This is a genomic window from Bradyrhizobium sp. BLXBL-01 (assembly GCF_051853025.1).
Taxonomy (GTDB): Bacteria; Pseudomonadota; Alphaproteobacteria; order Rhizobiales; family Xanthobacteraceae; genus Bradyrhizobium.
Map to the genome: position 1 here is coordinate 1,305,692 of NZ_CP182471.1, position 25,137 is coordinate 1,330,828.

23 protein-coding genes are annotated in these 25,137 nt (G+C 65.0%); 15 read left to right on the top strand and 8 right to left on the bottom strand.

The genetic code is table 11. The annotated features are described in order from the left end of the window. Window positions 1–9: 9 nt before the first annotated feature. Complete coding sequence (locus ACNJYA_RS06145; RefSeq protein ID WP_172784889.1) at window positions 10–1,122, bottom strand: AI-2E family transporter; 1,113 nt, start codon at window positions 1,120–1,122, stop codon at window positions 10–12. A gap of 206 nt (window positions 1,123–1,328) precedes the next feature. Between ACNJYA_RS06145 and ACNJYA_RS06150 the strand changes: the two genes are divergently transcribed. Beyond that, the gene (locus tag ACNJYA_RS06150) at window positions 1,329–2,123 is read left to right on the top strand and encodes a L,D-transpeptidase (protein ID WP_439365684.1); all 795 of its coding nucleotides are present in this window, start codon (window positions 1,329–1,331) and stop codon (window positions 2,121–2,123) included. A gap of 16 nt (window positions 2,124–2,139) precedes the next feature. Next, window positions 2,140–2,790: a DUF2865 domain-containing protein gene (locus ACNJYA_RS06155; protein WP_439365685.1), complete on the top strand. Its 651-nt coding sequence runs from the start codon at window positions 2,140–2,142 to the stop codon at window positions 2,788–2,790. Window positions 2,791–2,821: 31 nt separating this feature from the next. Here the strand turns inward: ACNJYA_RS06155 and ACNJYA_RS06160 are convergent, their stop codons facing one another. After that, on the bottom strand, window positions 2,822–4,915 hold the full coding sequence (locus tag ACNJYA_RS06160; RefSeq protein WP_439365686.1) for a methyl-accepting chemotaxis protein: 2,094 nt from the start codon (window positions 4,913–4,915) through the stop codon (window positions 2,822–2,824). Window positions 4,916–5,187: 272 nt separating this feature from the next. Between ACNJYA_RS06160 and ACNJYA_RS06165 the strand changes: the two genes are divergently transcribed. Further along, the gene (locus ACNJYA_RS06165; RefSeq protein WP_130363252.1) at window positions 5,188–5,343 is read left to right on the top strand and encodes a Thivi_2564 family membrane protein; all 156 of its coding nucleotides are present in this window, start codon (window positions 5,188–5,190) and stop codon (window positions 5,341–5,343) included. A gap of 61 nt (window positions 5,344–5,404) precedes the next feature. Here the strand turns inward: ACNJYA_RS06165 and ACNJYA_RS06170 are convergent, their stop codons facing one another. From ACNJYA_RS06170 to cysD, 4 genes are all read right to left on the bottom strand, one after another. Continuing rightward, window positions 5,405–5,605, bottom strand: coding sequence for a CsbD family protein (locus ACNJYA_RS06170; protein ID WP_008546815.1), 201 nt, complete (start codon window positions 5,603–5,605; stop codon window positions 5,405–5,407). Window positions 5,606–5,767: 162 nt separating this feature from the next. Beyond that, window positions 5,768–7,933, bottom strand: a complete 2,166-nt coding sequence (locus ACNJYA_RS06175) for a malate synthase G (RefSeq protein WP_439402231.1) — start codon at window positions 7,931–7,933, stop codon at window positions 5,768–5,770. Between the two features lie 297 nt (window positions 7,934–8,230). Next, window positions 8,231–10,147 carry an adenylyl-sulfate kinase gene (gene cysC / locus ACNJYA_RS06180; protein ID WP_439365688.1) on the bottom strand — a complete coding sequence of 639 codons (1,917 nt, stop codon included), beginning with the start codon at window positions 10,145–10,147 and terminating at the stop codon, window positions 8,231–8,233. Between the two features lie 19 nt (window positions 10,148–10,166). Next, window positions 10,167–10,961, bottom strand: coding sequence for a sulfate adenylyltransferase subunit CysD (gene cysD, locus ACNJYA_RS06185; protein WP_172784883.1), 795 nt, complete (start codon window positions 10,959–10,961; stop codon window positions 10,167–10,169). 235 nt (window positions 10,962–11,196) lie between these two features. Between cysD and cysG the strand changes: the two genes are divergently transcribed. The 12 genes from cysG (at window position 11,197) to ACNJYA_RS06245 (ending at window position 22,421) form a co-directional block, all read left to right on the top strand. Further along, window positions 11,197–12,621 carry a siroheme synthase CysG gene (gene cysG / locus ACNJYA_RS06190; protein WP_212254182.1) on the top strand — a complete coding sequence of 475 codons (1,425 nt, stop codon included), beginning with the start codon at window positions 11,197–11,199 and terminating at the stop codon, window positions 12,619–12,621. After that, window positions 12,618–12,935 (top strand): DUF2849 domain-containing protein, encoded by a 318-nt coding sequence (locus tag ACNJYA_RS06195; RefSeq protein WP_172784881.1) that lies wholly within the window; start codon window positions 12,618–12,620, stop codon window positions 12,933–12,935. Before cysG ends, ACNJYA_RS06195 begins: the two co-directional genes overlap by 4 nt. Window positions 12,936–12,946: 11 nt before the next feature. After that, window positions 12,947–14,602 (top strand): nitrite/sulfite reductase, encoded by a 1,656-nt coding sequence (locus tag ACNJYA_RS06200; RefSeq protein WP_172784880.1) that lies wholly within the window; start codon window positions 12,947–12,949, stop codon window positions 14,600–14,602. Beyond that, window positions 14,589–15,104 carry a DUF934 domain-containing protein gene (locus ACNJYA_RS06205; RefSeq protein ID WP_172784879.1) on the top strand — a complete coding sequence of 172 codons (516 nt, stop codon included), beginning with the start codon at window positions 14,589–14,591 and terminating at the stop codon, window positions 15,102–15,104. Before ACNJYA_RS06200 ends, ACNJYA_RS06205 begins: the two co-directional genes overlap by 14 nt. After that, a complete protein-coding gene (locus ACNJYA_RS06210; protein ID WP_212254183.1) occupies window positions 15,101–15,826 on the top strand; it encodes a phosphoadenylyl-sulfate reductase in 726 nt (241 codons plus the stop codon). The genes ACNJYA_RS06205 and ACNJYA_RS06210 overlap by 4 nt, the downstream gene beginning before the upstream one ends. Before the next feature lie 114 nt (window positions 15,827–15,940). Beyond that, a complete protein-coding gene (locus tag ACNJYA_RS06215; RefSeq protein WP_433996045.1) occupies window positions 15,941–16,948 on the top strand; it encodes a sulfate ABC transporter substrate-binding protein in 1,008 nt (335 codons plus the stop codon). 87 nt (window positions 16,949–17,035) lie between these two features. Further along, on the top strand, window positions 17,036–17,821 hold the full coding sequence (gene cysT / locus ACNJYA_RS06220) for a sulfate ABC transporter permease subunit CysT (protein ID WP_246570639.1): 786 nt from the start codon (window positions 17,036–17,038) through the stop codon (window positions 17,819–17,821). A gap of 9 nt (window positions 17,822–17,830) precedes the next feature. Then, complete coding sequence (cysW, locus tag ACNJYA_RS06225; RefSeq protein ID WP_172784875.1) at window positions 17,831–18,742, top strand: sulfate ABC transporter permease subunit CysW; 912 nt, start codon at window positions 17,831–17,833, stop codon at window positions 18,740–18,742. Beyond that, entirely contained in the window at window positions 18,732–19,766 is a 1,035-nt protein-coding gene (locus ACNJYA_RS06230) for a sulfate/molybdate ABC transporter ATP-binding protein (RefSeq protein ID WP_212254185.1), read from the top strand. Before cysW ends, ACNJYA_RS06230 begins: the two co-directional genes overlap by 11 nt. A 107-nt stretch (window positions 19,767–19,873) precedes the next feature. Next, on the top strand, window positions 19,874–20,377 hold the full coding sequence (locus ACNJYA_RS06235; RefSeq protein ID WP_212254186.1) for a CAP domain-containing protein: 504 nt from the start codon (window positions 19,874–19,876) through the stop codon (window positions 20,375–20,377). A gap of 78 nt (window positions 20,378–20,455) precedes the next feature. Next, a complete protein-coding gene (locus tag ACNJYA_RS06240; protein WP_212254187.1) occupies window positions 20,456–21,631 on the top strand; it encodes a DUF3734 domain-containing protein in 1,176 nt (391 codons plus the stop codon). A 1-nt stretch (window position 21,632) separates the two neighbouring features. Further along, window positions 21,633–22,421: a 3-hydroxybutyrate dehydrogenase gene (locus tag ACNJYA_RS06245; RefSeq protein WP_212254188.1), complete on the top strand. Its 789-nt coding sequence runs from the start codon at window positions 21,633–21,635 to the stop codon at window positions 22,419–22,421. 114 nt (window positions 22,422–22,535) lie between these two features. On the opposite strand, the gene ACNJYA_RS06250 is transcribed toward ACNJYA_RS06245, so the two are convergent. Next, window positions 22,536–23,894 carry a flippase gene (locus tag ACNJYA_RS06250; protein WP_212254189.1) on the bottom strand — a complete coding sequence of 453 codons (1,359 nt, stop codon included), beginning with the start codon at window positions 23,892–23,894 and terminating at the stop codon, window positions 22,536–22,538. A 311-nt stretch (window positions 23,895–24,205) separates the two neighbouring features. After that, entirely contained in the window at window positions 24,206–25,045 is an 840-nt protein-coding gene (locus ACNJYA_RS06255) for a protein-disulfide reductase DsbD domain-containing protein (RefSeq protein WP_212254190.1), read from the bottom strand. Window positions 25,046–25,137: the final 92 nt, after the last annotated feature.

Here is a 25,137-nt window from a genome sequence, read left to right on the forward strand (position 1 = left end):
TGAAACCGGTCAGGCTTGCGGAAGCTGCGGCGAATTCTCCGGCAACAGGTGGTCCTTCAGGATCAGCGCGACGATCAGGAGCGGCGACGACAGGAACGCGCCCATCGGCCCCCACAGCCAGGTCCAGAACGCGAGCGCGAGCAGCACGGCGAGCGCGTTCAGGGCGAGCCGCCGGCCGATGATCGTCGGTGTGATGAAGTGCCCCTCCAGAAAGGTGAGGCCGCCGAAGGCGAGCGCGGCCATCAGGCCGCCGCCGATGGTCGGAAAGGCGATCAGCCCCACCACGACCAGCACGGCGAACATCGCCACGGGCCCGATGATGGGGATGAAGTTGAGCGTGGCCGCCAGCGCGCCGAGCCCGGCCGGATTGGGCATTCCGGTGAGCGCGCAGATCAGGCCGGTGGCGACGCCGACGCCGACATTGATGAGGGTGACGGTCAGCAGATAATTGCCGAGATGGACCTCGATCTCGTTGAGGATCCGGAGCGTGCGCAGCCGCGCGTCGCGATCGCTGAAGGTCATGATCATGGCTCGCCGCAGGTCGCGCCAGCTTGCGATGAACAGGATCAGGGTGACGAAGAACAGCAGAAATTCGGTAAAGGTCGGTGACAGGAATTCCAGCGTCGGCTGCACCCACTCCACCTTGGGCATGTGGATGCTCGGCAATCCCTCCGAGCCGCCGAGCATGGCTTGCATCTCCCGCCAGAGCGCAAGCGGCCGATCGAACACGTGCAGCTTGTCCCGCAGTTGCGCGCCGAGCTCCGGCAGGCGCGTGCTCCATGCCATGACCGGCGAAGCGATCAGCGCCACGACGAAGGCGACCACCGCGGTCACCGCGACCACGATCAGAACGGCGCCGAGGCTGCGTGGGACCTTGCTTCGCTCCAGGAAGGTGGCCGCCGGAGACAGCATGGTCCCGGTGACGAACGCCATCACGACCGGCAGGAAGAACGCCTTGCCGACATAAAGCACGGCGACGATGGCAATCAGCAACAGGCCGGCCAGCGCGAACGCGACGAATTCAGTGCGGCGGATCACCGGCGGCAGCTCGACATGGCTCTCGGGGAGCGGTTCGCCTTCGCCGTTGCCGGAAATCAAACGGTCACTGGGTAGGACGCGCACAATATCTCTCCCGCACGGAATCCGCGATCCGCGCGCCCATTGATGACCTCACAACGCGTGGGCGGTATGCCGGTTCCATCGCGGCTTCGTGAACGATGGCTCGCTTGACTGTGACGTCGCTGCCGCACGCGGCAACGGAACTTCGATCCAGCCGGCGGAGTTTGTTGGGCAGCGCATTACCTGATGCACATCCAACGGGGCAGCTCATGACAAAGTTGTTTGCAGTCCGTCGCAGCTTCTCGCCGCGCGCCGTCGGCGCATTCGCTTTCGCAAGCGCTCTGCTCATGGCGCCCATGGGCACCGCGAGCGCGCAAACCTTCGGCTATGCGCCGATGCAGCGGGTGTACCCGCAGGACCTGTACTCGCAGGGCCAATACTCGCAGGATGACCTCAACGAGGCGCCGCAGGTCGCCGACGAGGATGCTCAGTTGCCCGACCGGCTGCGCAGGCAGATCGTCAGCTTCGACAGGAGCGAGGCGGCTGGTACCATCGTCATCGATACCAACAGCACCTATCTCTACTACGTGCTCGGAGGCGGCCGCGCGATCCGCTACGGCGTCGGCGTCGGCCGCGAGGGCTTTACCTGGTCGGGCGTGCAGAGCGTCAGTCGCAAGGCCGAGTGGCCGGACTGGCATCCGCCGGCCGAGATGATCGCGCGCCAGCCCTATCTGCCGCGCTTCGTCGCCGGCGGCCCCGGCAACCCGCTCGGTGCGCGTGCGATGTATCTCGGCTCGAGCCAATACCGCATCCACGGTACCAATGATCCCTCCACCATCGGAAAGTTCGTCTCCTCCGGCTGCATCCGCATGACCAACGAGGACGTCATTGACCTGTTCAATCGCGTTAATGTCGGCGCCAAGGTCGTGGTGCTGCCGAAGAACGCGCCCTTGATGGCCAGAGGAGGCGACAAGGCCGGCGAGCCCGTGCGCAGGCGGCCGGCCGTGACGACGCTGCCCTCGGGTCGGCAGGCGTTGAACGTCACGTCGTCGGCCGTGAATTAAGCGTGAGCGAGGTCATATGAGCAGACGCCTGATTGGCAAATGGACTGGCGGAACGGTGATCCTGATCGCGATCTCCGCCGGTCTTGCATCGGCGCCGTCGGCGCATGCGGAGGATTTCTTCTCGGCATTGTTCGGCGGCTTCCGGATGCGGCCGCCGCCGGAAATCCGCATGCCGTTCCCCAATGACGATGGGCCGCGCTACGATGGGCCGCGTCAGCGGGCCTCCTATGGCGGCGGCGCGGCCTATTGCGTGCGCGGCTGTGACGGCCGCTATTTCCCGGCGCAGGGCAGCGATTCCGAGAGCAAGGCGCAATCCTGCAAGAGCTTCTGCCCAGCCTCGGAAACCTCGCTGGTCTATGGCAGCAATATCGACGACGCCTCTACGGAGAACGGAAAGTCCTATTCCGACCTGCCGAACGCGTTCCGCTTTCGCAACGAGATCGTCGCGGGCTGTACCTGCAACGGCAAGGACCCGGTCGGGCTCGCATCGGTCAAGGTCGAGGACGATCCGACCCTGCGCAAGGGCGACATCGTCGCCGGAGCCGGCGGCCTCGTGGTCGCCAGCCGCAACGCCAATGACCGCCGCGGTGTCGCGATGAATTTCTCGCCGCTGCCGGAATCGGTGCGCGCCAGATTCCGCCAGGTCCCCGTGGTGGCGAAGGAGTAGCTTCGGCTTCCGAACGCCGTCCTCGCCAGCCCTACGCCGCGCGGATCTTGCCCAGGAAATCGCTGACTTGCTGACCGAGCTGGCGGCTTTGCGTCTCCAGCATCTCGGAGGCCTGCTTCACGTTCTCCGCGGCACCGGCTGCGGTGTCGGCATCGGCCTTCACGCCGGTGATGTTGTCCGAAACGTTCTTGGTTCCCTGCGCCGCGTATTGCGTGCTGCGGGTGATCTCCTGCGTAGCGGCGCCTTGCTCCTGCACTGCGGCCGCGATGGCGGTAGCGACTTCGTTGACCTCGCTGATGATGCCGCCGATCGCCTGGATCGCGTTGATGGCATCACCCGCAACCTTCTGGATGTCGGCGATCTGCTCGGAAATCTCCTCGGTCGCCTTCGCGGTCTGACTCGCGAGTGACTTCACCTCGGAGGCGACCACGGCAAAGCCGCGGCCGGCATCACCGGCGCGCGCCGCCTCGATCGTGGCGTTGAGCGCGAGCAGGTTGGTCTGCGCCGCGATGGTGTTGATGAGGCCGACGACCTCGCCGATGCGCCCCGCCGACTGCGCCAAGCCCTGCACGGTGCCGTCGGTTTCGCGCGCCTGGGTGACGGCGCGGCTGGCGATGCCCGCGGCATGCGCGGCCTGCTGGCTGATGTCGTTGATGGAGGCCGAGAGCTCCTCGGCCGCTGCCGCGACGCTCTCGACACTCGTGGAGGCCTCGTTCGAGGCCTTGCCGGCAATCTCGACGCGTTCATTGCTCTGGCGCGAGACGGCCGACAGGTCGCCCGAGGTCTTGCGCATCTCGCCGGAGGCCTCGCTCAGCTCGCCCAACGACTTGCGCACGGCGCTCTCGAACTCGCCGACATGGGCCTCGACCACGCGCTGGCGGGCGGCGGCGCCCGCATTGCGCTCACGCTCCTGCTCTTCGATCTTGAGCTTCTCGGCCGCCTGCTGCTTGAAGGTCTCCAGTGCGCCGGCCAGTGCGCCGATCTCGTCATGACGGTCGAGATAGCCGCTGTCGACGGCGAGGTCGCCGCCGGCGACCTTGAGCATGGCGTCGCGGATGGTGTTGAGCGGGGTGATGACGCGGCGGCTGACCAGCATGGTCGCGCCGACGGCAAGCCCAATGGCGAGCGCCAGGAGCCCAAGCTGCACGATCAGCGCGCGCTGCGCGGCGCCGTGTTGCTCCAGCGTATGGACCTTGGCGGCGTCGAGGGCGGCTTCTGCCACTGCGACGGCATTGGACAGGCGACCGACCGTGACCGGGGTCCATTGATTGGCTGTCATCTCGGCCTTGTCGCCCTTCACCAGCGTCTCCGCGAGGCGGTCGCGCAGGGCGAGATATTGCGGATCGAAATAGGCGGACTTGACCGCGGTCATGGCGGATGACAGTGCGGACGGCAGCTGCATGCCCGATGCCGACAATTCCAGCGCCTTCCACATCGCGGCCGTGCCGCCGACATATTGGGTGTAGGACTGGTGAGCCTCGGGCGTGATCTTGCCGGCGTTAAGGCCAGTCGAGACGATGAGCGAGGCTTCGCCGGCAGTGTTGCGCAAGAGCCATGCGTTCTGCTTGATCGACAGCAGCTGATCGATCGCCGCGTCCTGGTGATTGACGGTCCCGGCCAGGACGCTCGAGAGCTTGTCGAGCGTGTCGAGCAGGCCTTGCGTCGTCTCCATGTAGTCCTTCGGCAGGCCGGCGCGGCGCTGATCCTTGGGCTTGGCGACGTCCTCCCAGAACTGCTTCTGCTGCTCGCTCGCGGATTTGTAGAGGCGCGCGAGCTCCGGCACCAGCGTGCCGGATTGCGGAAAGTCGATGGCCGGCAACAGCTCGAGCGCATGCGCCATCGCCGGCATCTCGGCGTCGCGGATCGCGCGCAGATATTTCTCGATGTCGGCGTCCATTGGCGTGGTCGCGTTCAGCAGCCTGTTGCTGGTGGAGCGATCGGTCCGCAGATTGTGCATCGCCTTGAACAGGTCGGCGGACGCGTCCGCGATCTGCGAGATCCGGCTGGCGGTCCTCAGCCGATCCCAGGATGCGTAGGCGGTGAGCGAGAGCGCAACGACCACGCAGACCGACGTGATCGCGATCACGGCCTTGAGCAGCGCGGATACGGTCAGACGATTCAGCATCGAGGTCCCCCAATTTCCATGTCGAGTTCGCGGAGGGCGCCCGGCAACAATCGAAAAGGAGGAGCCCTGTGGCATCGGCAATCACATGCCGTTGGCGCCTCATGGCCAGACGGTTTCTGCATGTGAGAGGAAAAGGGTAAAGTTTTAGGCAGCCAAGCTACCGGTAAAAATACGCATTTACTAGAAGTTGCAATGGGTTGCGTTGATGGAACCAGCGCGCGAGGCCAGCGTTAGGACATCGTTAGCAATTTGCCAGAAGGGGGGTCCCTGCAATGCTGATCGGCGTCCTCGTCACCTTTCTCGTCGTCATTCTCGTGCTTTATCTGATCAACATGCTGCCGATGGACGGCCGCGCCAAGCAGATCGCGCGCGTGATCGTCATCATCATCGGCGTCGTGTCGCTGCTGAAATATCTGACAGTATTCTAGCGGGGGCTACTGCTCCCAAACAAAAAGCCCCGGCCTGAGCCGGGGCTTCGTTCATGCTGCGCTAGTGCAGCGACTTCAGCCAGTCGTCGACGTCCTGACGAACCTGGTCCTTGGCCTTGCCGTAGCGTTCCTGCAGCCGGCCCTCGAGCTGCTCGCGGCGGCCCTCGATCAGTTGGAGGTCGTCATCGGTGAGCTTGCCCCATTTCTCCTTGGCCGATCCCTTGAACTGCTTCCAGTTTCCTTCGATCCGATTCCAGTCCATGACCATCTCCCATGGGTTGATGGCCCGACAACGCGAGGCGCACGCAGCCTGTTCCGCGCCAAGCCGCGACGTTTCGCGCAAGAAAAAAGCCCCGGCGCGGGCCGGGGCTTTTGACGGTTCCGTGACTTCGTTCAGCCCAGCGCCTCTTTATCCAAGAGCCTCTTATCCAAGAGCCTTGGCCTCGCGGCGGCGCGCGGTGAGGATGTATTCGGTGTAGCCGTTCGGCTGCTTGCGCCCCTTGAAGACGAGTTCGCAGGCCGCCTTGAAGGCGACGCCGTCGAAGGCGGGCGCCATCGGCTTGTAGATCGGATCGCCAGCGTTCTGCTTGTCGACGACGACCGCCATGCGCTTGAGCGATTCCATCACCTGCGCCTCGGTGATGACGCCCTGGTGCAGCCAGTTGGCGAGGTGCTGGCTGGAGATGCGCAAGGTGGCGCGGTCTTCCATCAGGCCGACATCGTGGATGTCGGGCACCTTGGAACAGCCGACGCCCTGGTCGATCCAGCGCACGACATAGCCCAGAATGCCCTGGCAATTGTTGTCGATCTCCTGCCTGACGTCATCGGGAGCCCAGTTCGACTTCGACACCGGAATGGTCAGGATGTCGGACAGTTTTGCCCGCGGTCCGCCCTTGGCGAGTTCTTCCTGGCGCGCGATCACGTTGACCTGGTGGTAGTGCAGCGCGTGCAGCGTCGCCGCTGTGGGCGAGGGCACCCAGGCGGTGGTAGCGCCGGCCTGCGGATGGGCGAGCTTCTGCGCCAGCATGTCCGCCATCTTGTCGGGGGCGGCCCACATGCCCTTGCCGATCTGGGCGTGGCCCGGCAGGCCACAGGTCAGGCCCATGTCGACGTTCCAGTCCTCGTAGGCCTTGATCCAGGCCTGCGCCTTCATCTCGTTCTTGCGGATCATCGGGCCCGCTTCCATCGAGGTGTGGATCTCGTCGCCGGTGCGGTCGAGGAAGCCGGTGTTGATGAACATGATGCGCTTGGAGGCGCGCTGGATGCAGGCCTTGAGGTTGACGGTGGTGCGCCGCTCCTCGTCCATGATGCCGACCTTGAGCGTGTTCTCGGGCAGGCCCAGCATCTTCTCGACGCGGTCGAAGATCTCGCAGGTCAGCGACACCTCGTCCGGGCCGTGCATCTTCGGCTTGACGATATAGGCCGATCCCGTGCGGCTGTTCTTGACCTTGGAGTGGCCCTTGAGGTCGTGGATCGCGAGCAGGCCCGAGACGGCGGCATCGAGCAGGCCTTCCGGAACCTCTTCGCCCTTCTCGTCCAGCACCGCGTCGGTGAACATGTGGTGACCGCAATTGCGCATCAACAGCAGGCTGCGGCCGTGCAGCTTGACCTCGCCCTTGCCGTCAGGCGTCTTGTAGAGGCGGTCGGAATTGAGCGAACGCGTCAGCGTCTTGCCGCCCTTCTCGAAATCGGCCGACAGCGTGCCGTTCATCAGGCCGAGTGTGTTGCGGTAGACCAGCACCTTGTCCTCGGCATCGACCGCGGCGACCGAGTCCTCCATGTCGAGGATGGTCGAGACCGCGGCCTCCATGATCATGTCGGCGACACCGGCCGGATCGTCCTTGCCGATCGCGCTGCTGCGGTCGATCTTGACCTCGATATGCAGGCCGTTGTTGACGAGCAGCACGGCGCTCGGCGCGGCGGCATCGCCCTGGAAGCCGGCGAACTGTGCGGCGTGCTTCAGCGCGGTGGCGTTGCCGCTCTTCAGCTTCCCTGCGAGCTGGCCCGCGACGACGCTGTAGGCGGTGACGTCGGTGTGGCTGCCGGTCGCGAGCGGCACGGCGTTGTCGAGGAACGCCTTGGCCTTGGCGATCACCTTGTCGCCGCGCGCCTTGTTGTAGCCCTTGCCGCTCTCGGACGGGTCGTGCGGGATCGCGTCGGTGCCGTAGAAGGCGTCATAGAGCGAGCCCCAGCGCGCATTCGCCGCGTTCAGCGCGTAGCGCGCATTGGTGAGGGGCACGACGAGCTGCGGGCCGCAGATCTTGCCGATCTCCTCGTCGACATTGGCGGTCTCGACCTTCTGCGTCGCCGGCTCCGGCACGAGATAGCCGATCTCCTTCAGGAAGGCGGTATAGGCATCGAGGTCGAGCGCCTTGCCCTTGTTGGCGCGGTGCCAGTCGTCGATCTTGGCCTGCAGATTGTCGCGAAACGCGAGCAGCTCGCGGTTCTTCGGTCCCAGCTCCTTGATGATGCCGGCAAGCCCGGCCCAGAACGCATCCGGCGCGATCCCCGTTGTCGGGGCGGCTTCCTTGGCGATGAAGTCAAACAGAACAGGGGCGATCTTCAATCCGTGGGCGTCGACGCGTTTCATGATGGGCTTTCTTGTTGGAAATGGCTGTTTTTGGCTGCTTTTGACCCGACAGCAGCAAAATGCGCCCACGCGGGGCGGCTTTCCGGACCTATTAGCCCCAAAATCAGGGCGGTGAGAAGACCCCCGGGGGCTTGTCAAAATGTCAAGAGAAGGTGGGAGAAGCCCCACGCACCGGTGTCATTCCCCGCGAAAGCGGGGAATCCAGTACGCCGCGGCTTCTCCGTATCCCAACGCTGTCTCTGGAATATTGGGTCGCCCGGTTCACACCGGGCGACGACAGCGGAGACTGGGGCGACCTCAAATGTTCGCAGCGAGGTCCACGAGCTCGTCGAACAGCACGCCTGATGTCTTCAGCATCTGCTCGATCTCGTCAGCCGCCTGAGCCACGGTCCGCTTCGACGTGTCGATCACGAGCTCGGCAGCCTCAGGCTTCTCGTAATCGTTGCCGATGCCGGTGAACGAGGCGAGCGCGCCGGCGCGGGCTTTCTTGTAATGGCCCTTGGGATCGCGCTCCTCGCACACTTCGGCCGGCGTCGCGACATGGATCTCGCGGAACGCGGTATCGGCGATGCGGCGCGCGGCGGCGCGATCTTCGCGCGCGGGCGAGACCGCCGCGACGATGGCGATGTGGCCGTTGCGGGCGAGATGTGTCGCGACCTCGGCGAGGCGGCGGATGTTCTCGCTGCGATCGGTGGCGGAGAAGCCGAGATCGCTGTTGAGCCCGGCGCGCAGCGTGTCGCCGTCGAGCAGGATCGGCGAGCCGCCATTGGTGAAGAGACGCCGCTCCAGCGCCCGCGCCAGCGTCGACTTGCCGGAGGCGGGCAGGCCGGTGAGCCAGACCACGGCACCGTTATGGCGATAGCGCGCCGAGCGCTCGTCGCTGCGCAGCGCCGATTCCACCGGCACGATGTCGACCGGCACGGCACGCTGGCCGGCATCGACCGACAGCACCAGGCCGCCGCCCGCGATGCGTCCGGACACCTCGATCACGAGGCGGCCGGTGCGCGGATTTTCGGTGTAGGGATCGGTCGCGATCGGATTGGACAGGGAGATGTCGATCTCGCCGACATGGTTGCGGCCGATCGCCTTGTTCTCGCTGCTCGAGAGCTCACCGGGATCGACCGCCTTCTCGATGGCGACAACGGTGGCGCGGCTTTCCTTCGGTCCGCAGCGCACCAGCAATTGGTCGCCCTTCGCGAGCGGCTTGTCGTGCAGCCAGAAGATCCGCGCGCGCAGCCGCCGCGTCTCGCGCGGGGCGCTGCCCACATGCGCGATGATGTCGCCGCGCTCGATGAACAATTCGCGGTCGAGCGTGATGCCGACCGAGCGGCCCGCGCCTTGCCGGCTGGCGACCGGCGTCACCGGCCAGCTCTCGACCGTCTTGATCTTCGCGATCTTGCCCGCGGGCATGATCACGATCTCGTCGCCGGCAATCAGGCTGCCGGATTCGATGCGGCCGGCAACGATGCGGCGGTCGTCGAACTTGTAGATCGCCTGCACCGGCAGCCGCAGCGCCAGCGCTTCCAGCGGACGCGCCGGCTCGAGGCGATCGAGCGCCTCGACCACGGTCGGTCCCTTGTACCAGCCGATGCGGTCCGTACGCTCGGCGACGCCGTCGCCGTCGCGCGCGGAAATCGGGATCACGGCCGTGGGCGTCACGCCGAGGCCGTTCAGATGCGCGGAAATCTCGTCGCTGATGTCCTTGAAGCGTGCGGCGGAGAAATCGACGCGGTCCATCTTGTTGACGACGACGGCGACCTGCTTCACGCCGAGCAGATGCAGGAGATAGCCATGCCGCCTGGTCTGGTCGCGCACGCCCTCCAGCGCATCGATGATCAGCACCGCACCGTCGGCCTGCGAGGCGCCGGTGATCATGTTGCGCAGGAATTCGGCGTGGCCGGGCGCGTCGATCAGCACGATGTCGCGCGAATTGGTGCGGAAGCGGATCTGCGTGGTGTCGATGGTGATGCCCTGGTCGCGCTCGGTTTGCAGCGCGTCGAGCAGGAACGACCATTCGAATGGCATGCCGCGCCGCGCGCTCACAGCTTTCAGCATTTCGAGCTTGCCGTCGGGCAGGCTGCCGGTTTCATGCAGGAGGCGGCCGACCAGCGTCGACTTGCCGTGGTCGACATGGCCGACGATGACGATGCGCACTTGCGGACGCGTGGTGCCGTTCGGGGTCGCAGGCGAAGCGGGAGTGACGATCATGTTCATAGCCGCAAAGCGTCCTTGATCAGAGATAGCCGGCGACGCGCAGACGCTCGAAGGCGTCCTCGGTCTCGTGGTCGAGCGCGCGCCCCGAGCGCTCCGGCACCTTGGTCTGCTCGAGCTCGATCAGGATCTCGTCGATGCTGGACGCCGTCGAATTCACGGGGTTGGTGATGTCCTGATCGCCCAGCGAGCGATAGCGCTTGCCGTCCTTGGCGAGGTACAGGGGGATGATCGGAATGTTCTCGCGCTTGGTGTAGGCCCAGATATCGGCCTCGGTCCAATGCAGGATCGGATGGATGCGCAAATGCGCGCCTTGCGGCGGCGAGGCGTTGAAATGGTCCCAGAACTCCGGCGGCTGGTCGCGCACGTCCCAATTGCCTTCGAGCCCGCGCGGCGAGAACACGCGCTCCTTGGCGCGGGTCGCTTCCTCGTCGCGGCGGATGCCGGCGATCAGGCCGTCGAAGCCATACTTTGCGAGCGCCATCTTGAGGCCCTCGGTCTTGCGCGCGGCGGAACGGGCGGCCGGCGGCAGCGTCGGGTCGACCGCATCGATCGGCGGGCAGGGCTCGACGCGCAGATCGAGATCCCATTCCTTCCCGTAATGATCGCGGAAGCGATACATCTCCGGAAACTTCTTGCCGGTGTCGACGTGAAGGGCCGGAAACGGCATCTTGCCGAAGAAGGCTTTCCGCGCCAGCCAGATCATGACGTTGGAGTCCTTGCCGAGCGACCACAACAGGGCAATCTTCTTCAGCCGGGCAAAGGCCTCACGGAAGATGTAGATGCTCTGCGCTTCGAGCTGGTCGAGATGATCCATGCTCGGGGCGGTCAGCCCGACTGGAATTTGCTCGGAAATGGGCGCGCGAAAGTTCTGCCCATCTGCACCGGAATCCGTCCTGAGAAGATGCATCTCTGCCACTTTGCGTTTGGAGGCGAAAATTCTATAGTTGCGGTGCAGAAGAGAAGAAAAAAATTTCTCTTTGCGCGCTCGAAACGAGACATATATAGAAAATAATTCCAGTCAACCCCGTTTGTGGGGAAGCGAGTATCGCATGCGGTTCTTGCCGGTGTTTCTCGATCTCAAGGCCGGCCCGGTGATTCTCATCGGCGCGGGCGAGCTTTTGCGCGCCAAGCTGCGCGTGCTCGCCGCTGCCGGCGCGCGGCTGCGCGTGCATGCGATCGACGGCAATCATGACCTCGGCCTGGGCTCCGAAGATGCGGCCCGCATCGAGATCGCGGCGAGCGATCCGCTCACGGCCGATCTCGTAGGTGTCATTGCTGTCGTCTGCGCGGGCGCGGGCGATGTCGGTGTGGCCATGTCGGCTCGCGCCAAGTCGCTCGGCCTTCCCGTCAACGTCATGGACGACCTCGAGCATTCCAGCTTCATCTTTCCGGCCATCGTCGATCGCGGCGATGTCGTGGTCGCGGTCGGCACCGGCGGCACCTCCCCGGTGGTGGCGCGGCGCGTGCGCGAGAAGATCGAGGCGCTGCTGCCGGCGCGCATCGGCGAACTCGCCGAGTTCATCGGCACCTTCCGCAAGTCCATCAACGAGCGCATCGCCGAGTTTCCGCTGCGCCGCCGCTTCTGGGAGCGCGTCATCGACGGTCCGATCGGCGCTGCCGTGCTCGCCGGCCGCAAGGCTGAGGCGGACGCTTCGCTCAAGGCGATCTCCGATCCCGCCGTATTTGCCCGCGCCGACAAGCCGGAAGGCTCGGTCGCGCTGGTCGGCGCCGGCCCCGGCGATCCCGATCTGCTCACCATCAAGGCGCTGCGCGCGCTGCAGGACGCGGACATCGTCTTCCATGACGAGCTGGTCTCGCCCGAGATTCTCGATCGCATTCGCCGCGACACAACGCGCGTTGCGGTCGGCCGCCGCGTCGGCAGGCCCGGCATCGGCCAGGACGCCATCAACAGGCGCATGATCGAGGCCGCGCAATCGGGCCAGCGCGTCGTGCGGCTGAAGGGCGGCGATCCCTTCGTGTTCGGCCGCGGCGGCGAAGAAGTGGAAGCGCTGCGCGCCGCCGGCGTCGCCTATTCGATCATTCCCGGCATCACTGCAGGCCTAGGCGCCGCTGCCGATTTCGAGGTGCCGCTCACTTATCGTCACGAAGCGACCCGCATCACCTTTCTCACCGCGCACAAGTCGCGCGATGCCGAGAACGTGGATTGGTCGACGCTGACCGACACGAAGATGACCGTCGTGGTCTACATGGGCGTGACCGCAGCGCCCGCCGTGCGCGCCGGCTTGTTCGCGGCCGGTCGCTCGCCGGAGACGCCGGTCGGCGTGTTCGCCCGCGTCACGCGACCCGATGCCCAAGGCGCGATCGGCACGCTGCGCGACCTGCCGGAACTGGTGCGGCGGATCCATGGCGGTCCCGCCATTCTCATCATCGGCGACGTGGTCCGGCATGCCGGTTCGCTTCGCCGCCAGACTCCCAAGCAAATCATCTCTGACCTATTGGATGCAGCCGAATGACCTCTCCGCTCGAACAGAAGAAGATCAAGATCGCCGGCCCCTCGGTTGTGACGGCCAATCGCACCTGGGACGGCATCGTGGTCTACCGCACCGCCGCCAAAAGCTGGTCCGCCGAGCTGTCGGAAGCCGCCATCGTGCGCAACTCCGACGAGGCCAAGGCGTTGCTTGCGGAAGCCGTGGCCGATGACGTCGGCGCCATCGGCCCCTATATCGCGCCGGTGGAGATCGGCGACGATGGCAAGGTCCTGCCCGGCAATCTGCGCGAACAGATTCGCCGCACCGGCGTCACAATCGGACAGCCGGCCCAGGTTTAAGGCACGCACTTATGTACGCTTACGACGAAATCGACCGCACGCTCGTCAACGAGCGCGTCTCGGAGTTCCGCGACCAGGTGAAGCGGCGCCTGTCCGGAGAGCTCACCGAGGACGAGTTCAAGATTCTGCGTCTGCAGAATGGCGTCTATCTGCAGCTGCACGCTTACATGTTCCGCGTCGCGATTCCCTACGGCACGCTGGCGACGAACCAGATGCGGGCGCTCGCCCATGTCGCGCGCAAATACGACCGCGGCTATGGCCACTTCACCACGCGGCAGAACATCCAGTTCAACTGGATCAAGCTCGCCGAGCTGCCGGACGCGCTCGAAGACCTCGCCAAGGTCGGCATCCATGCGATGCAGACCTCCGGCAACAACATGCGCAACGTCACCTCGGATCAGTGGGCCGGCGTCGCGCCGGGCGAGATCGAGGATCCGCGCATCTGGTCTGAGCTGATCCGTCAGCACACCACGCTGCATCCGGAATTCTCGTTCCTGCCGCGCAAGTTCAAGATCGCGATCACCGCCTCGGACCACGACCGCGCCGCGATCAAGATCCACGACATCGGCCTCCGCCTGATCAAGAACGAGAAGAACGAGACCGGCTTCGAGGTTCTCGTCGGCGGCGGTCTCGGCCGCACGCCGTTCATCGCCAAGACCATCAAGCACTTCGTGCACGGACGCGACATCCTCAGCTACATCGAGGCTATCTTGCGCGTCTACAACCAGTACGGCCGCCGCGACAACATCTACAAGGCGCGCATCAAGATCCTGGTGCACGAGCTCGGCATCGAGAAATTCTCGCGCGAGGTCGAGGACGAGTGGCAGCACATTCGCAACTCCTCGCTCCAGATCGACGACGAGGTGATCGAGGACATCCGCTCGCGCTTCACCTATCCTCCTTACGAGAAGCTGCCGCACATGCCGGACGAGCTGCGCCAGGCCGCGGCCGATCCGGACTTCGAGGCGTGGCGCAAGAACTCGGTGGCGCCGCACAAGGTGCAGGGCTATTCGATCGTCACGATCTCGCTGAAGCCGACCGGCGGGCCTCCGGGCGACGCCACGGCCGAGCAGATGGATGCGCTGGCCGATCTCGCCGACAAATATTCGTTCGGCGAGATCCGCGTCGGCCATGAGCAGAACCTGGCGCTGCCGCACGTCGCCAAGCGCGATTTGCCGGCGCTGTGGAAGGCGCTCGACAAGCTCGGGCTCGCGACGCCCAACGTCAATCTGATCACCGACATCATCGCGTGCCCGGGGCTCGATTATTGCTCGCTGGCGAATGCGCGCTCGATTCCGATCGCGCAGGAGCTGACGCGGCGCTTCGCCAACCACGAGCTGGCCAACCTGATCGGCCGTCTCCACATCAACATTTCCGGCTGCATCAATGCCTGCGGCCATCACCATGTCGGCCATATCGGCATTCTCGGCGTCGAGAAGAACGGCGAGGAGGTTTACCAGATCACCATCGGCGGCCGTGCGGACGAGAATGCGGCGCTCGGCACCCTGATCGGTCCCGGCGTGAAGTTCGACGAGGTCGCCGACGTCGTCGAGGACATCGTGGAAGCTTATCTCGCGCTGCGCGAGCGGCCGGAAGAGCTGTTCATGGACACGGTGAAGCGCCTCGGCGTCGAACCCTTCAAGGAGCGCGTCTATGCCACTCGTTAACGGCGGAAAGATCGTCGATGACAGCTTTGTCAAGCTCGCCGTCGACACGCCGCTGCCCGAGGGCGGCGACATCCTGGTGCCCGCCGAGCGCTTCCTCGGCGAGGCCGAAGGCTTGCTCAAGCGTTCCGGCAAGGTCGGCGTGATCTGGCCCAACAGTCGCGACATCAGCGAGCTCGTGCCGTATCTCGGCAAGATCGCCGCCGTCGCGCTGGTGTTCCCGACCTTCCGTGACGGACGGGCCTACAGCCAGGCGCGGCTGCTGCGCGAACGCTACAATTACCGCGGCGAATTGCGCGCGACCGGTCAGGTGCTGCGCGACCAGTTCGTGTTCATGTTGCGGGCCGGCTTCGATGCCTTCGAGGTCAAGAAGCAGGCCGACGCCGAAGCCTTCATGCAGACCGCCAAGCGCTATTCGGTGTTCTACCAGCCGACCGGCGATGGTCGCATCACCGCGCTGCACCGGCGCATGCAGCTGCGCCACTCCGAAGGGGTCGGCACGTGAACGCGATCGCGCCACAGGTTTCGCCCGTGTCTGCGCTGCCTTCGGCGGACGAGCTCGATCGCGCCCTGCGCGATGCCTCGCCCGCGGAGGTCATTGCCGCGGCGCTGAAAACGGTCGGGCGCGAGAAGCTTGCGCTGGTGTCCTCCTTCGGCACGGAATCGGCGACGCTGTTGAAGGTGATGGCGGACGTCGATCCGGCGATCCCCGTGATCTTTCTCGACACCGGCTGGTTGTTCGAGGAGACGCTGGCCTATCGCGATACCCTCATTGCGACGCTGGGCCTGAAGGATGTCCGCTCGATCAAGCCCGCCGAGGAGGCGCTGTCGCGCGAAGATCCCGACCGCGACCTCTGGTTCTCCGATCCCGACGCCTGCTGCCGCATCCGCAAGGTCGAGCCGCTGGCGCGTGCGCTGAAACCGTTCGACGCCTGGCTCAACGGCCGCAAGCGTTTCCAGGGCAATGCGCGCGCCGACATTCCGGTCGTCGAGGACGATGGCGCGCGGCTGAAATTCAATCCCTTCGCCAACGTCTCGCGCGAGGAGATCGAGGCGATCTTCTCCCGCGCCAAATTGCCGCGACACCCTCTGGCTGCGTCAGGATTCCTGTCGGTTGGGTGTATGCCTTGCACCAGCCGAACGGCTGAGGGCGAGGATGCACGCGCCGGCCGCTGGCGTGGCAGGGCCAAGACAGAATGCGGCATCCACACGATGAAGACTTCGTAGCACAGTCGCGCTGCCACGCTGCGAACAAGAAAATCAGGTTCCGTTGACACAAGAGCGTTTCGCCACGAGTTATGCCTGCCGTCGATGACGCCGATGTCGTCGAGGTGAATGGAGATGGACATGATGCGCCGTATCGTTCCGCTCGCCGCGGGATTGCTCGCGACGGGGTTCTGGGCAGGCTCGGCTCTGGCCGCTGACATCAATTTGCTGAACGTGTCGTACGATCCGACGCGTGAGCTCTATGTCGAGTTCAACAAGGCGTTCGCGACCGCCTATCAGAAGGAAACCGGCAAGAGCGTCGAGATCAAGCAGTCGCACGGCGGCAGCGGCTCGCAGGCACGCGCGGTGATCGACGGCTTGCAGGCCGATGTGGTGACGCTTGCGCTCGCCTATGACATCGACGCGATCGCGAACAAGGGTCTCACCGCGACGGATTGGCAGAAGCGGCTGCCGCAGAATTCATCACCCTATACCTCGACCATCGTCTTCCTGGTGCGCAAGGGCAATCCCAAGGGCATCAAGGACTGGGACGATCTGCTCAAGCCGGGCGTTGCCGTCATCACGCCGAACCCGAAGACATCGGGCGGCGCGCGCTGGAATTATCTGGCCGCCTGGGGCTTTGCGCAGAAGAAGTACGGCTCGACCGACAAGGCCAAGGACTTCATTGGAAAGCTCTACCAGCAGGTGCCGGTCCTGGATACCGGCGCGCGGGGCGCCACTGTGACCTTTGTCGAGCGCGGCGTCGGCGACGTGCTGCTCGCCTGGGAGAACGAGGCTTATCTTGCGCTCAAGGAGTTTGGTCCCGAAAAATTCCAGATCGTTGCACCGCCGCAGTCGATCCTCGCCGAGCCGCCGGTCGCGATCGTGGACAAGGTTGCCGACAAAAAGGGCACCCGCAACGCGGCCGACGCCTACCTTCAATACTGGTACACCAAGGAAGGGCAGGAGATCGCCGCGCGCAATTTCTACCGTCCGCGCGATGCCGAGACCGCCAAAAAGTACGAAAATTCCTTCGCCAAGGTCGAGCTGTTCACGATCGACGACGTCTTCGGCGGCTGGACCAAGGCACAGAAGGAACATTTTGCAGACGGCGGCGTTTTCGATCAGATTTACAAGAACTGATCGGGCGCTGTCGTAGAGGCTTTAGCAGGGGGCCTGGTGAGCGCACTCGCAGCACGACGCCGGACATTGCCGGGCTTCGGTCTCACCATGGGACTGACGCTTTCCTGGCTGTCCGTGATCATCCTGATTCCGCTCGCCGGCCTGTTCCTGAGATCGCTCGAGCTCAGCCCCGAGCAGTTCTGGAATATCCTCTCCAGCCGCCGCACCCTGAACGCGCTCCGCGTCTCGTTCGGCCTCGCCTTTGCGGCGGCCTGCGTCAACCTGGTGATGGGCAGCATCATCGTCTGGGCGCTGGTGCGCTACCGCTTCCCCGGCCGTCGCATCTTCGATGCCATCGTCGACGTGCCGTTTGCGCTGCCGACGGCGGTGGCCGGCGTCGCGCTGACGGCGCTGTTCGCCGAGAAAGGTTGGCTGGGAGCGCCGCTCGCCGCGCTTGGCATCAAGGTGGCGTTCACGCCGGTCGGCATCTTCGTCGCCATGATCTTCATCGGCATTCCCTTTGTTGTCCGCACCGTGCAGCCGGTGCTCCAGGATCTCGATCCAGAAATCGAGGAGGCTGCGGGCAGCTTGGGGGCCAGCCGCTGGCAGACCATCGTCCGCGTGATCCTGCCCTCGCTCGCGCCGGCGCTGCTCACGGGCCTCGCGCTCGCGTTCGCCCGCGCGGTCGGTGAATACGGCTCGGTGATCTTCATCGCCGGCAATCTGCCCAACGTCTCCGAGATCGCGCCGCTCTTGATCGTGATACGCCTGTCCGAATTCCGCTACGCCGATGCGACCGCAATTGCGGTGGTCATGCTCGTCGTCTCCTTCGTCATCATCTTCACGGTCAATCGGCTCCAGCGCTGGGCGCGGAGCCGGATTCCGGCGCGCTGAGGGCGGATCATGACGATGCAGATCGCAGATTCCGTGTCGCTCTCGGCCTCCGACTCGAAGGCACGCGCTCACGCGGCGGCAGCGCGGAACAATTTGCGCACCGAGCCGCGCGCCGTCCGCATCGCCATCATCACGCTGGCGGTGCTGTTTCTCACCGTTTTCGTCGTGCTGCCGCTCGTCGTCGTGTTCGCGCAGGCATTCTCCCGCGGCATCCTCGCCTATTTCGCCGCGCTCGCCGAGCCGGAGGCGATGGCGGCGATCAAGCTGACGTTGATCGTCGCGGCGATTTCCGTCGGACTCAATCTGGTGTTCGGCCTCGTCGCCGCCTGGGCGATCGCGAAATTCGAGTTCCCGGGCAAGACCTTCCTGATCACGCTGATCGACCTGCCGTTCTCGGTCAGCCCGGTGATCTCGGGCCTCGTCTTCGTGCTGCTGTTCGGCGCGCAAGGCTTTTTCGGCAGCTGGCTGCGCGAGCACGACATCCAGATCCTGTTCGCGGTTCCCGGCATCGCGCTCGCCACCACCTTCGTGACCTTCCCCTTCGTGGCGCGCGCGCTGATTCCCCTGATGCAGGAGCAGGGCACGCAGGAGGAGGAGGCCGCGATCTCGCTCGGCGCCTCGGGCCTGCAGACCTTCTTCCGCGTCACCCTGCCCAACATCAAATGGGGCGTGCTCTACGGCGTCCTGCTCTGCAACGCGCGCGCGATGGGCGAGTTCGGAGCGGTCTCGGTCGTCTCCGGCCACATCCGCGGCGAGACCAACACCATGCCGCTTCTGGTCGAGATCCTCTACAACGAATACCAGTTCGTCGCCGCTTTCGCGATCGCCTCGCTGCTCGCAATGCTTGCGCTGATCACGCTCATCGCAAAAACAATTCTCGAACGTCATCTCGACGAAGGACAAGACGCCAGTGACGATTGAAGTCAGGAATCTCGTCAAGAAATTCGGCAGCTTTGCCGCTCTCGACGGCGTCGACCTCAAGGTCGACAACGGCGAGTTGCTGGCGCTGCTCGGCCCCTCCGGATCCGGCAAGACCACCTTGCTGCGGATCATCGCCGGCCTCGACTGGCCGGACTCGGGCGAAGTCTTCTTCAACGGTGAGGACGCGCTGGCGCAAGGCGCCCGCGAGCGTCACGTCGGCTTCGTCTTCCAGCACTATGCGCTGTTCCGCCACATGTCGGTGTTCGAGAACGTTGCCTTTGGCCTCCGCGTGCAGCCGCGCGCGGTCCGAAAGGACGAGGCCGCGATCCGCTCGCGGGTCAAGGAGCTGCTCGATCTGGTGCAGCTCGACTGGCTCGCCGACCGCTATCCCAGCCAGCTCTCCGGCGGCCAGCGCCAGCGCATCGCGCTCGCCCGCGCGCTCGCGATCGAGCCGCGCATCCTCCTGCTCGACGAGCCCTTTGGCGCGCTGGATGCCAAGGTCCGGAAAGAGCTGCGCAAATGGTTGCGCTCGCTGCATCACGAGATCAACGTCACCTCGATCTTCGTCACCCACGACCAGGAGGAGGCGCTGGAAGTCGCCAATCGCGTCGTGGTGATGGACAAGGGCCGGATCGAGCAGGTCGGCTCGCCTGACGATGTCTACGAAACGCCGGCGAGCGCCTTCGTTCACGGCTTTATCGGCGAGTCCATCGAGTTGCCGGTCCAGGTCGAAGGCGGCGTGATCAGGCTCGGCGACCGGCCGCTTCAGCTCGCCGCGGAGGGCCTGACGCCTGGCGCGTCAAAGCTGTTCGTACGGCGACATGACATGCTGGTCGGCCCGCCCGGCAGCGGGGCCTTCGAGGGCGCGGTCCAGCATGTCCGCAATTTCGGCCCGGTGCAGCGGGCGGAGGTGGCCCTGTCCGGCGGCGAGACGATCGAGATCGACGCCCCCCGCGACAAGGAACTGCGCGCCGGCGACACGATCGGTCTCAATCCGCGTCGCTACCGGATATTTGCGGCCTAAGTCTGCCGTCATTCCGCCCCGGAATGACGGCTCAAATTCTCTTCAATATTCACCTTTCAGCCATTGTTGGTATGCAACAACGGCCCCTCATTTGGGGGCCCCGATTCATGCGCGCTGCGGCCGCAATTCTCATCATGTTGCTGCTCGCCGGCTGCGCCGGCAACGAAGCACCGGTCCAGCAGCCGTCGATGTATGCCGACATGGCGGTCCCGGGCTCGAAGCTCGACGTCCAGGCGGCTGCGATCATGATCTCGCAATACCGCCAGAACAACGGGCTCGGCACGGTCGTGGTCGATCCGGATTTGACCAGGCTCGCCGAATCCCAGTCGGGCGCGATGGCGGCGGCCAACAAGATGGACCACGACGTCCGCGCGCCGCTGGCCAAGCGTCTGGCCTCTGGCGCCTATCCTGCCACCGTGGCGGTCGAGAACATTTCGGCCGGCTATCATACGCTGGCGGAAGCGTTTTCCGGCTGGCGCGACTCGCCTCCGCACCGCGCCAACATGCTCAAGGGCGGTGTCACAAAATTAGGCATCGCGGCGAGCTATGCTCCAGGCACCAAGTACAAGGTGTTCTGGACCATGATCCTGGCCTCGACGGAGCCGCGATAAGCCAGACTTGATCCCGGGATGCATTGACGCCGCGGCGGAGTGTCGCCACGGTGGCCAGCCTTTTGCTATTGTTCCCATATGACCGATCATAGCCCGGAATCCGCCAGCGTCCCCGCGAATGCGCAACGCGTTCTGGTCCTCCAGGGCGGCGGCGCGCTCGGCTCCTACCAGGCCGGCGCCTTTCAGGCGCTGTGCGGCTACGGCTTCGATCCGGAATGGGTCGCCGGCATCTCGATCGGCGCGGTCAATGCCGCCATCATCGCCGGCAACGAGGGGCGCGCCCGCGTCGAGCGGCTCAAGGAATTCTGGGAAATGGTGTCGGCCCCGGTGCCGTGGAAGCCGGTCGGCAAGAGCGATCACAGCCGCGAGCTGTTCAATTCCACCAGTGCTGCGCTGATCGCGACCTTCGGCGTGCCCGGCTTCTTCACGCCGCGCATTCCGCCGGCGCCGCTGTGGCCGCCGGGGCATCCCGAAGCGGAAAGCTATTACGACACCGCGCCGCTGAAGAAGACGCTGGAGCGTCTCGTCGATTTCGACCGCATCAACGATCTGAAGACACGCCTGTCGGTCGGCGCGGTCGGCGTCACCTCAGGCAATTTCAAATATTTCGACAATTACGAGTTCAAGAAGCGCGGCAAGAAGATCGGCCCCGAGCACATCATGGCCTCCGGGGCGCTGCCGCCGGGCTTTCCCTCCGTCGTCATCGATGGCGAGCATTATTGGGACGGCGGCATCGCCTCCAACACCCCGCTCGACTATGTGCTCGATGCCGAGGTCGCACGCGACATGCTGATCTTCCAGGTCGATTTGTTTTCCGCGCGCGGCGACCTGCCGAACTCGCTGCTGGAGGCCGCCGAGCGCGAGAAGGACATTCGCTATTCCAGCCGCACGCGGATGAACACCGACAAGAACAAGCAGCTGCACAACGCCCGGAGGGCCGTGCGCGATCTGATCGGCAAATTGCCGGACTATCTCAAGAACGATCCTTCCGTCGAATTCCTGGCGAAAGTGTCGCGCGAAAGCACCGTCACCGTGGTGCATCTGATCTATCGCAGCAAGAACTACGAATCCTCGTCCAAGGATTACGATTTCTCGCACGTCGCCATGGTCGAGCATTGGGAAGCCGGCGTGCGCGACGTGCACCTGTCGATGCGCCACAAGGATTGGCTGGAGCGGCCGCAGTCCGGCGAGACCATGGTGACCTACGATCTCACGGGGGACGTCACCGCGCCCCCGGCAAAAAGGAGTGAATAGAATGGGTACTCTGTCAGGCAAGAACGCCGTCGTGACCGGATCGACCAGCGGCATCGGGCTCGCTTACGCACGCGCCTTCGCCGCCGCCGGTGCCAATGTCGTCATCAACGGTTTCGGCGCGCCGGAGGACATCGAGAAGGAGCGCGCCAAGATCGAGTCCGATTTCGGCGTGAAGGCGGTCTACTCGCCCGCCGACATGACCAAGCCCGCCGAGATCGCCGGCATGATCGCGCTCGGCGAGAAGACCTTCGGCTCGGTCGACATCCTCGTCAACAATGCCGGCATCCAGTTCGTCTCGCCGATCGAGGAATTCCCGCCGGAGAAGTGGGACCAGATCATCGCGATCAATCTGTCCTCGGCCTTCCACGCCATCCGCGCCGCGGTGCCGGGCATGAAGAAGAAGGGTTGGGGCCGCATCATCAACACGGCGTCGGCGCACTCGCTGGTCGCCTCGCCGTTCAAGTCGGCTTACGTCTCGGCCAAGCACGGCATTGCCGGCCTCACCAAGACCGTGGCGCTGGAAGTCGCGACCCACAAGATCACCTGCAACTGCATCAGCCCGGGCTATGTCTGGACCCCGCTGGTCGAGAAGCAGATCCCCGACACCATGAAGGCGCGCAATCTGACGCGCGAGCAGGTCATCAACGACGTGCTGCTCGATGCGCAGCCGACCAAGGAGTTCGTCACCTCCGAGCAGGTCGCCGCGCTCGCGCTGTTCCTGTGCAGCGACGACGCCGCCCAGATCACCGGCACCAACCTCTCGATCGACGGCGGCTGGACCGCGGAGTAAGAGGCGAGGCCGTAGGGTGGGCAAAGGCGCGTAAGCGCCGTGCCCACCATTTTTCCGCGATTGAGAAAGAGCGGTGGGCACGCTTCGCTTTGCCCACCTCACGAATTGCTATCGCTATTTCCCGAACGCCAGCACGTGCAGCCCCAGGCGCTGCCGGACGATCCAGAACAGCAGCACGGTCTCGAAGCTCAGCGAGATCGAGGTCGCAGCCGCCGCGCCGTGGCCGCCGTAGCGCGGCACCAGCGCGATGCAGAGCACGACATTCATCACGAAGGCCAGCGCGTAGGCCAGCGCGCAGATCTTCTGCTGGCCGAGCATGTTGAGCAGCCGTTCCACCGGGCCGATGGCGGCGCGGACCACGAGGCCGATCGCAGCCACGAACATGATGTCGTAGCCGATCATGAATTGCGGTCCGAACAGCCACAGCAGCGGCTTGCCGAGCGCGAGCAGCACGATGGTCGCGGCCAGCGACGGCCAGAACGTCCAGTTGATGGCGTGCGCGACGTAAGCCGACAGGCGCGCCTTGTCGCCGCTGGCATTGTATTCGGCGAAGCGATGCGCCGTCGTCGCCGACATCGCGTAATGGATGAACGAGACCAGCGCCAGCGTCTTCACCACGGCGAAATAGACGCCGACCTCGTCGGAGGGACGGAATTGCTGCAGCACCAGCACGTCGGTGTAGGACAACAGCAGGTAGAAGCTCTCGACCAGCAGGATCGGCAGCGAGACGGCGAGCCAGCCCTTGACGTCATAGACCTTCGGTCCCGGTGTGACGTGATCGGCGAGCTTGCGGTTTAGCACCACCATCTGCCCGGCCATCGCGATCCACACCGCGCCCAGGCTCGCCACCATCGCGGCGACCGCGCCGAGGTGATAGCCGAGCAGAAAGGCGAGCGCGGTGATGCCGATGATGAGCGCCTGGCGGATGATGAATTGCGGCATCAGGCCGAGCTGCATCCAGTCGTGCGAGCGCGCGATGCCGTCCTGGGTGTTGGCGACGACGAAGGCGGGCAGCGTCATGCAGCCGATATAGAGCGGCAGCACCTCAGCCGGATCGATCCAGGGCGACAGCAATTTGACGATGCCGGCAAGGCCGAGCGACACCAGCGTGGACACGGCAAAGGTCAGCCAGCGGCTGCCGGAGAGAAAGCCGCGCAGCAGCGCTTGCGCGCCGCTGGCGCGGTACTCCGGAATGATCTTTTGCGCCGAGGCCGAGATGCCGAAATCCATCATGCTGCCGAGCAGCAGCACCCAGGTCCAGACATAGACGTAGATGCCGTAATCGGACGTTCCCATCCAGCGCGCGAGCAGCACCTGCGAGACATAAGCGAGGCCCGCGCTGATGACGCGGATGACGAAGATGGTGCCGGCGAGCCGCCGCGTCAGCGACGCCTCGCTCGATCCGCCCGCGAGCTTGGCGCGCAGCCGCGCAATCAGGCCGGCCGGTCCGGTCGTTGCGGGTGGTGCATCCATCACGGCCAATTCGAAGAATCCCCAGGGCGACCTGCAGCGGCAGGTGAGGGACTAGCAACGATTCGTTAAGATTCGGTTGGGCGGGGTGCCGTAACCCCCAAACGCGGTGTCGTCCCGGACAAGCGCGCCTCAAGCGCGCGCCGATCCGGGACCCATAACCCCAGGGAGAAGTTGTTGCGTGAGCTGGCAACTCCGAGTCTTCGCCAACCCACTCCCTGTGGTTATGGGTCCCGGGCTCGCGCTTCGCGCGCCCCGGGACGACAGCTGAACGTGGAACGCCAGCAGAGCAACGTACTCGCGTTGACCGGGCCTCACTCCAAATTCGTATTGAACTCGTACGCCTTCTCCGGCCCGACCAGCGTGAACTTCAGCGCGGCGCCCTCGGGCTTGGCGCCCGGCGGCAATCCGTCGAGCTCGAACGAGAAGCGCATCACCCCCGGCGGGCCGTGCTGCACCGGCGCCGGAATCGGCAGCGCCCAATCGGGTGTCGGGCCTTCCACGAACAGATTGACCTTGCGGCTGTCGGGCGTCACCACGTCGACCACCACGTTCTTGGGCCCGTCACGCTTGACGTCGCGAATGGTGAGCGGATTGGGGTCGCCGATATTGGCGGGCTTCGGCACGGTGTCGAGCGCAGCGCGCAAGTTCGCATCCTCGGTCGAGGCGACGCTGTTGAAGCCGAGCTCGGCGCTGGCCTCCACGGGAATGCAGAGCTTCTCGCACACCGCGTAGTTGATCTCGGCGCGCAAGGTCACCGGCTTGTCCGCGGCCTTGGCGACGATGCGCAGGGGCAGCACGACCTGGTCGCGATAGCCGATCGAATGGCCGCCCGCGCCGTCGTCGAATTTCAGCGGTGCCGGCCACATCACCGTCACCGCTTCGACATTATCGGACTTCGAGAAGTCGAACCGGGGTGGAACGCCGGAATCGCCGGGCGACCGCCAGTAGGTCTTCCAGCCGGGCTGGAGCTGGAAGGCAATACCGCCGAGCAAAACCGCGCCGCTGCGCGATCCCGCCAGCAGCCGCACCGCGGAATGTCCGTCGCGCTGCCAAGGCGAGGCGTCATCGGCACGGGCGGCGATGGCCAGCGCCGACGCGAGCAGGGTTGTTGCGACGCCAATCGCCGCACGCAGGGGAACTCTCGTAAGCATAGCACGTCTTTACAGGGTGGCCCCGGGCCAAACCATTGAATTGCGTGTGATGGATGCACTTGAATCAAGGCGCCGCAAGCCTTGATTTGACA

Bases quoted from the DNA above. Each gene is read 5' to 3' on its own strand.
- ACNJYA_RS06150 (WP_439365684.1), top strand. From the start codon at position 1,329: ATGACAAAGTTGTTTGCAGTCCGTCGCAGCTTCTCGCCGCGCGCCGTC.
- ACNJYA_RS06155 (WP_439365685.1), top strand. From the start codon at position 2,140: ATGAGCAGACGCCTGATTGGCAAATGGACTGGCGGAACGGTGATCCTG.
- ACNJYA_RS06160 (WP_439365686.1), bottom strand. From the start codon at position 4,915: ATGCTGAATCGTCTGACCGTATCCGCGCTGCTCAAGGCCGTGATCGCG.
- ACNJYA_RS06165 (WP_130363252.1), top strand. From the start codon at position 5,188: ATGCTGATCGGCGTCCTCGTCACCTTTCTCGTCGTCATTCTCGTGCTT.
- ACNJYA_RS06170 (WP_008546815.1), bottom strand. From the start codon at position 5,605: ATGGACTGGAATCGGATCGAAGGAAACTGGAAGCAGTTCAAGGGATCG.
- ACNJYA_RS06175 (WP_439402231.1), bottom strand. From the start codon at position 7,933: ATGAAACGCGTCGACGCCCACGGATTGAAGATCGCCCCTGTTCTGTTT.
- cysC (WP_439365688.1), bottom strand. From the start codon at position 10,147: ATGAACATGATCGTCACTCCCGCTTCGCCTGCGACCCCGAACGGCACC.
- cysD (WP_172784883.1), bottom strand. From the start codon at position 10,961: ATGGATCATCTCGACCAGCTCGAAGCGCAGAGCATCTACATCTTCCGT.
- cysG (WP_212254182.1), top strand. From the start codon at position 11,197: ATGCGGTTCTTGCCGGTGTTTCTCGATCTCAAGGCCGGCCCGGTGATT.
- ACNJYA_RS06195 (WP_172784881.1), top strand. From the start codon at position 12,618: ATGACCTCTCCGCTCGAACAGAAGAAGATCAAGATCGCCGGCCCCTCG.
- ACNJYA_RS06200 (WP_172784880.1), top strand. From the start codon at position 12,947: ATGTACGCTTACGACGAAATCGACCGCACGCTCGTCAACGAGCGCGTC.
- ACNJYA_RS06205 (WP_172784879.1), top strand. From the start codon at position 14,589: ATGCCACTCGTTAACGGCGGAAAGATCGTCGATGACAGCTTTGTCAAG.
- ACNJYA_RS06215 (WP_433996045.1), top strand. From the start codon at position 15,941: ATGGACATGATGCGCCGTATCGTTCCGCTCGCCGCGGGATTGCTCGCG.
- cysT (WP_246570639.1), top strand. From the start codon at position 17,036: ATGGGACTGACGCTTTCCTGGCTGTCCGTGATCATCCTGATTCCGCTC.
- cysW (WP_172784875.1), top strand. From the start codon at position 17,831: ATGACGATGCAGATCGCAGATTCCGTGTCGCTCTCGGCCTCCGACTCG.
- ACNJYA_RS06235 (WP_212254186.1), top strand. From the start codon at position 19,874: ATGCGCGCTGCGGCCGCAATTCTCATCATGTTGCTGCTCGCCGGCTGC.
- ACNJYA_RS06240 (WP_212254187.1), top strand. From the start codon at position 20,456: ATGACCGATCATAGCCCGGAATCCGCCAGCGTCCCCGCGAATGCGCAA.
- ACNJYA_RS06245 (WP_212254188.1), top strand. From the start codon at position 21,633: ATGGGTACTCTGTCAGGCAAGAACGCCGTCGTGACCGGATCGACCAGC.
- ACNJYA_RS06250 (WP_212254189.1), bottom strand. From the start codon at position 23,894: ATGGATGCACCACCCGCAACGACCGGACCGGCCGGCCTGATTGCGCGG.
- ACNJYA_RS06255 (WP_212254190.1), bottom strand. From the start codon at position 25,045: ATGCTTACGAGAGTTCCCCTGCGTGCGGCGATTGGCGTCGCAACAACC.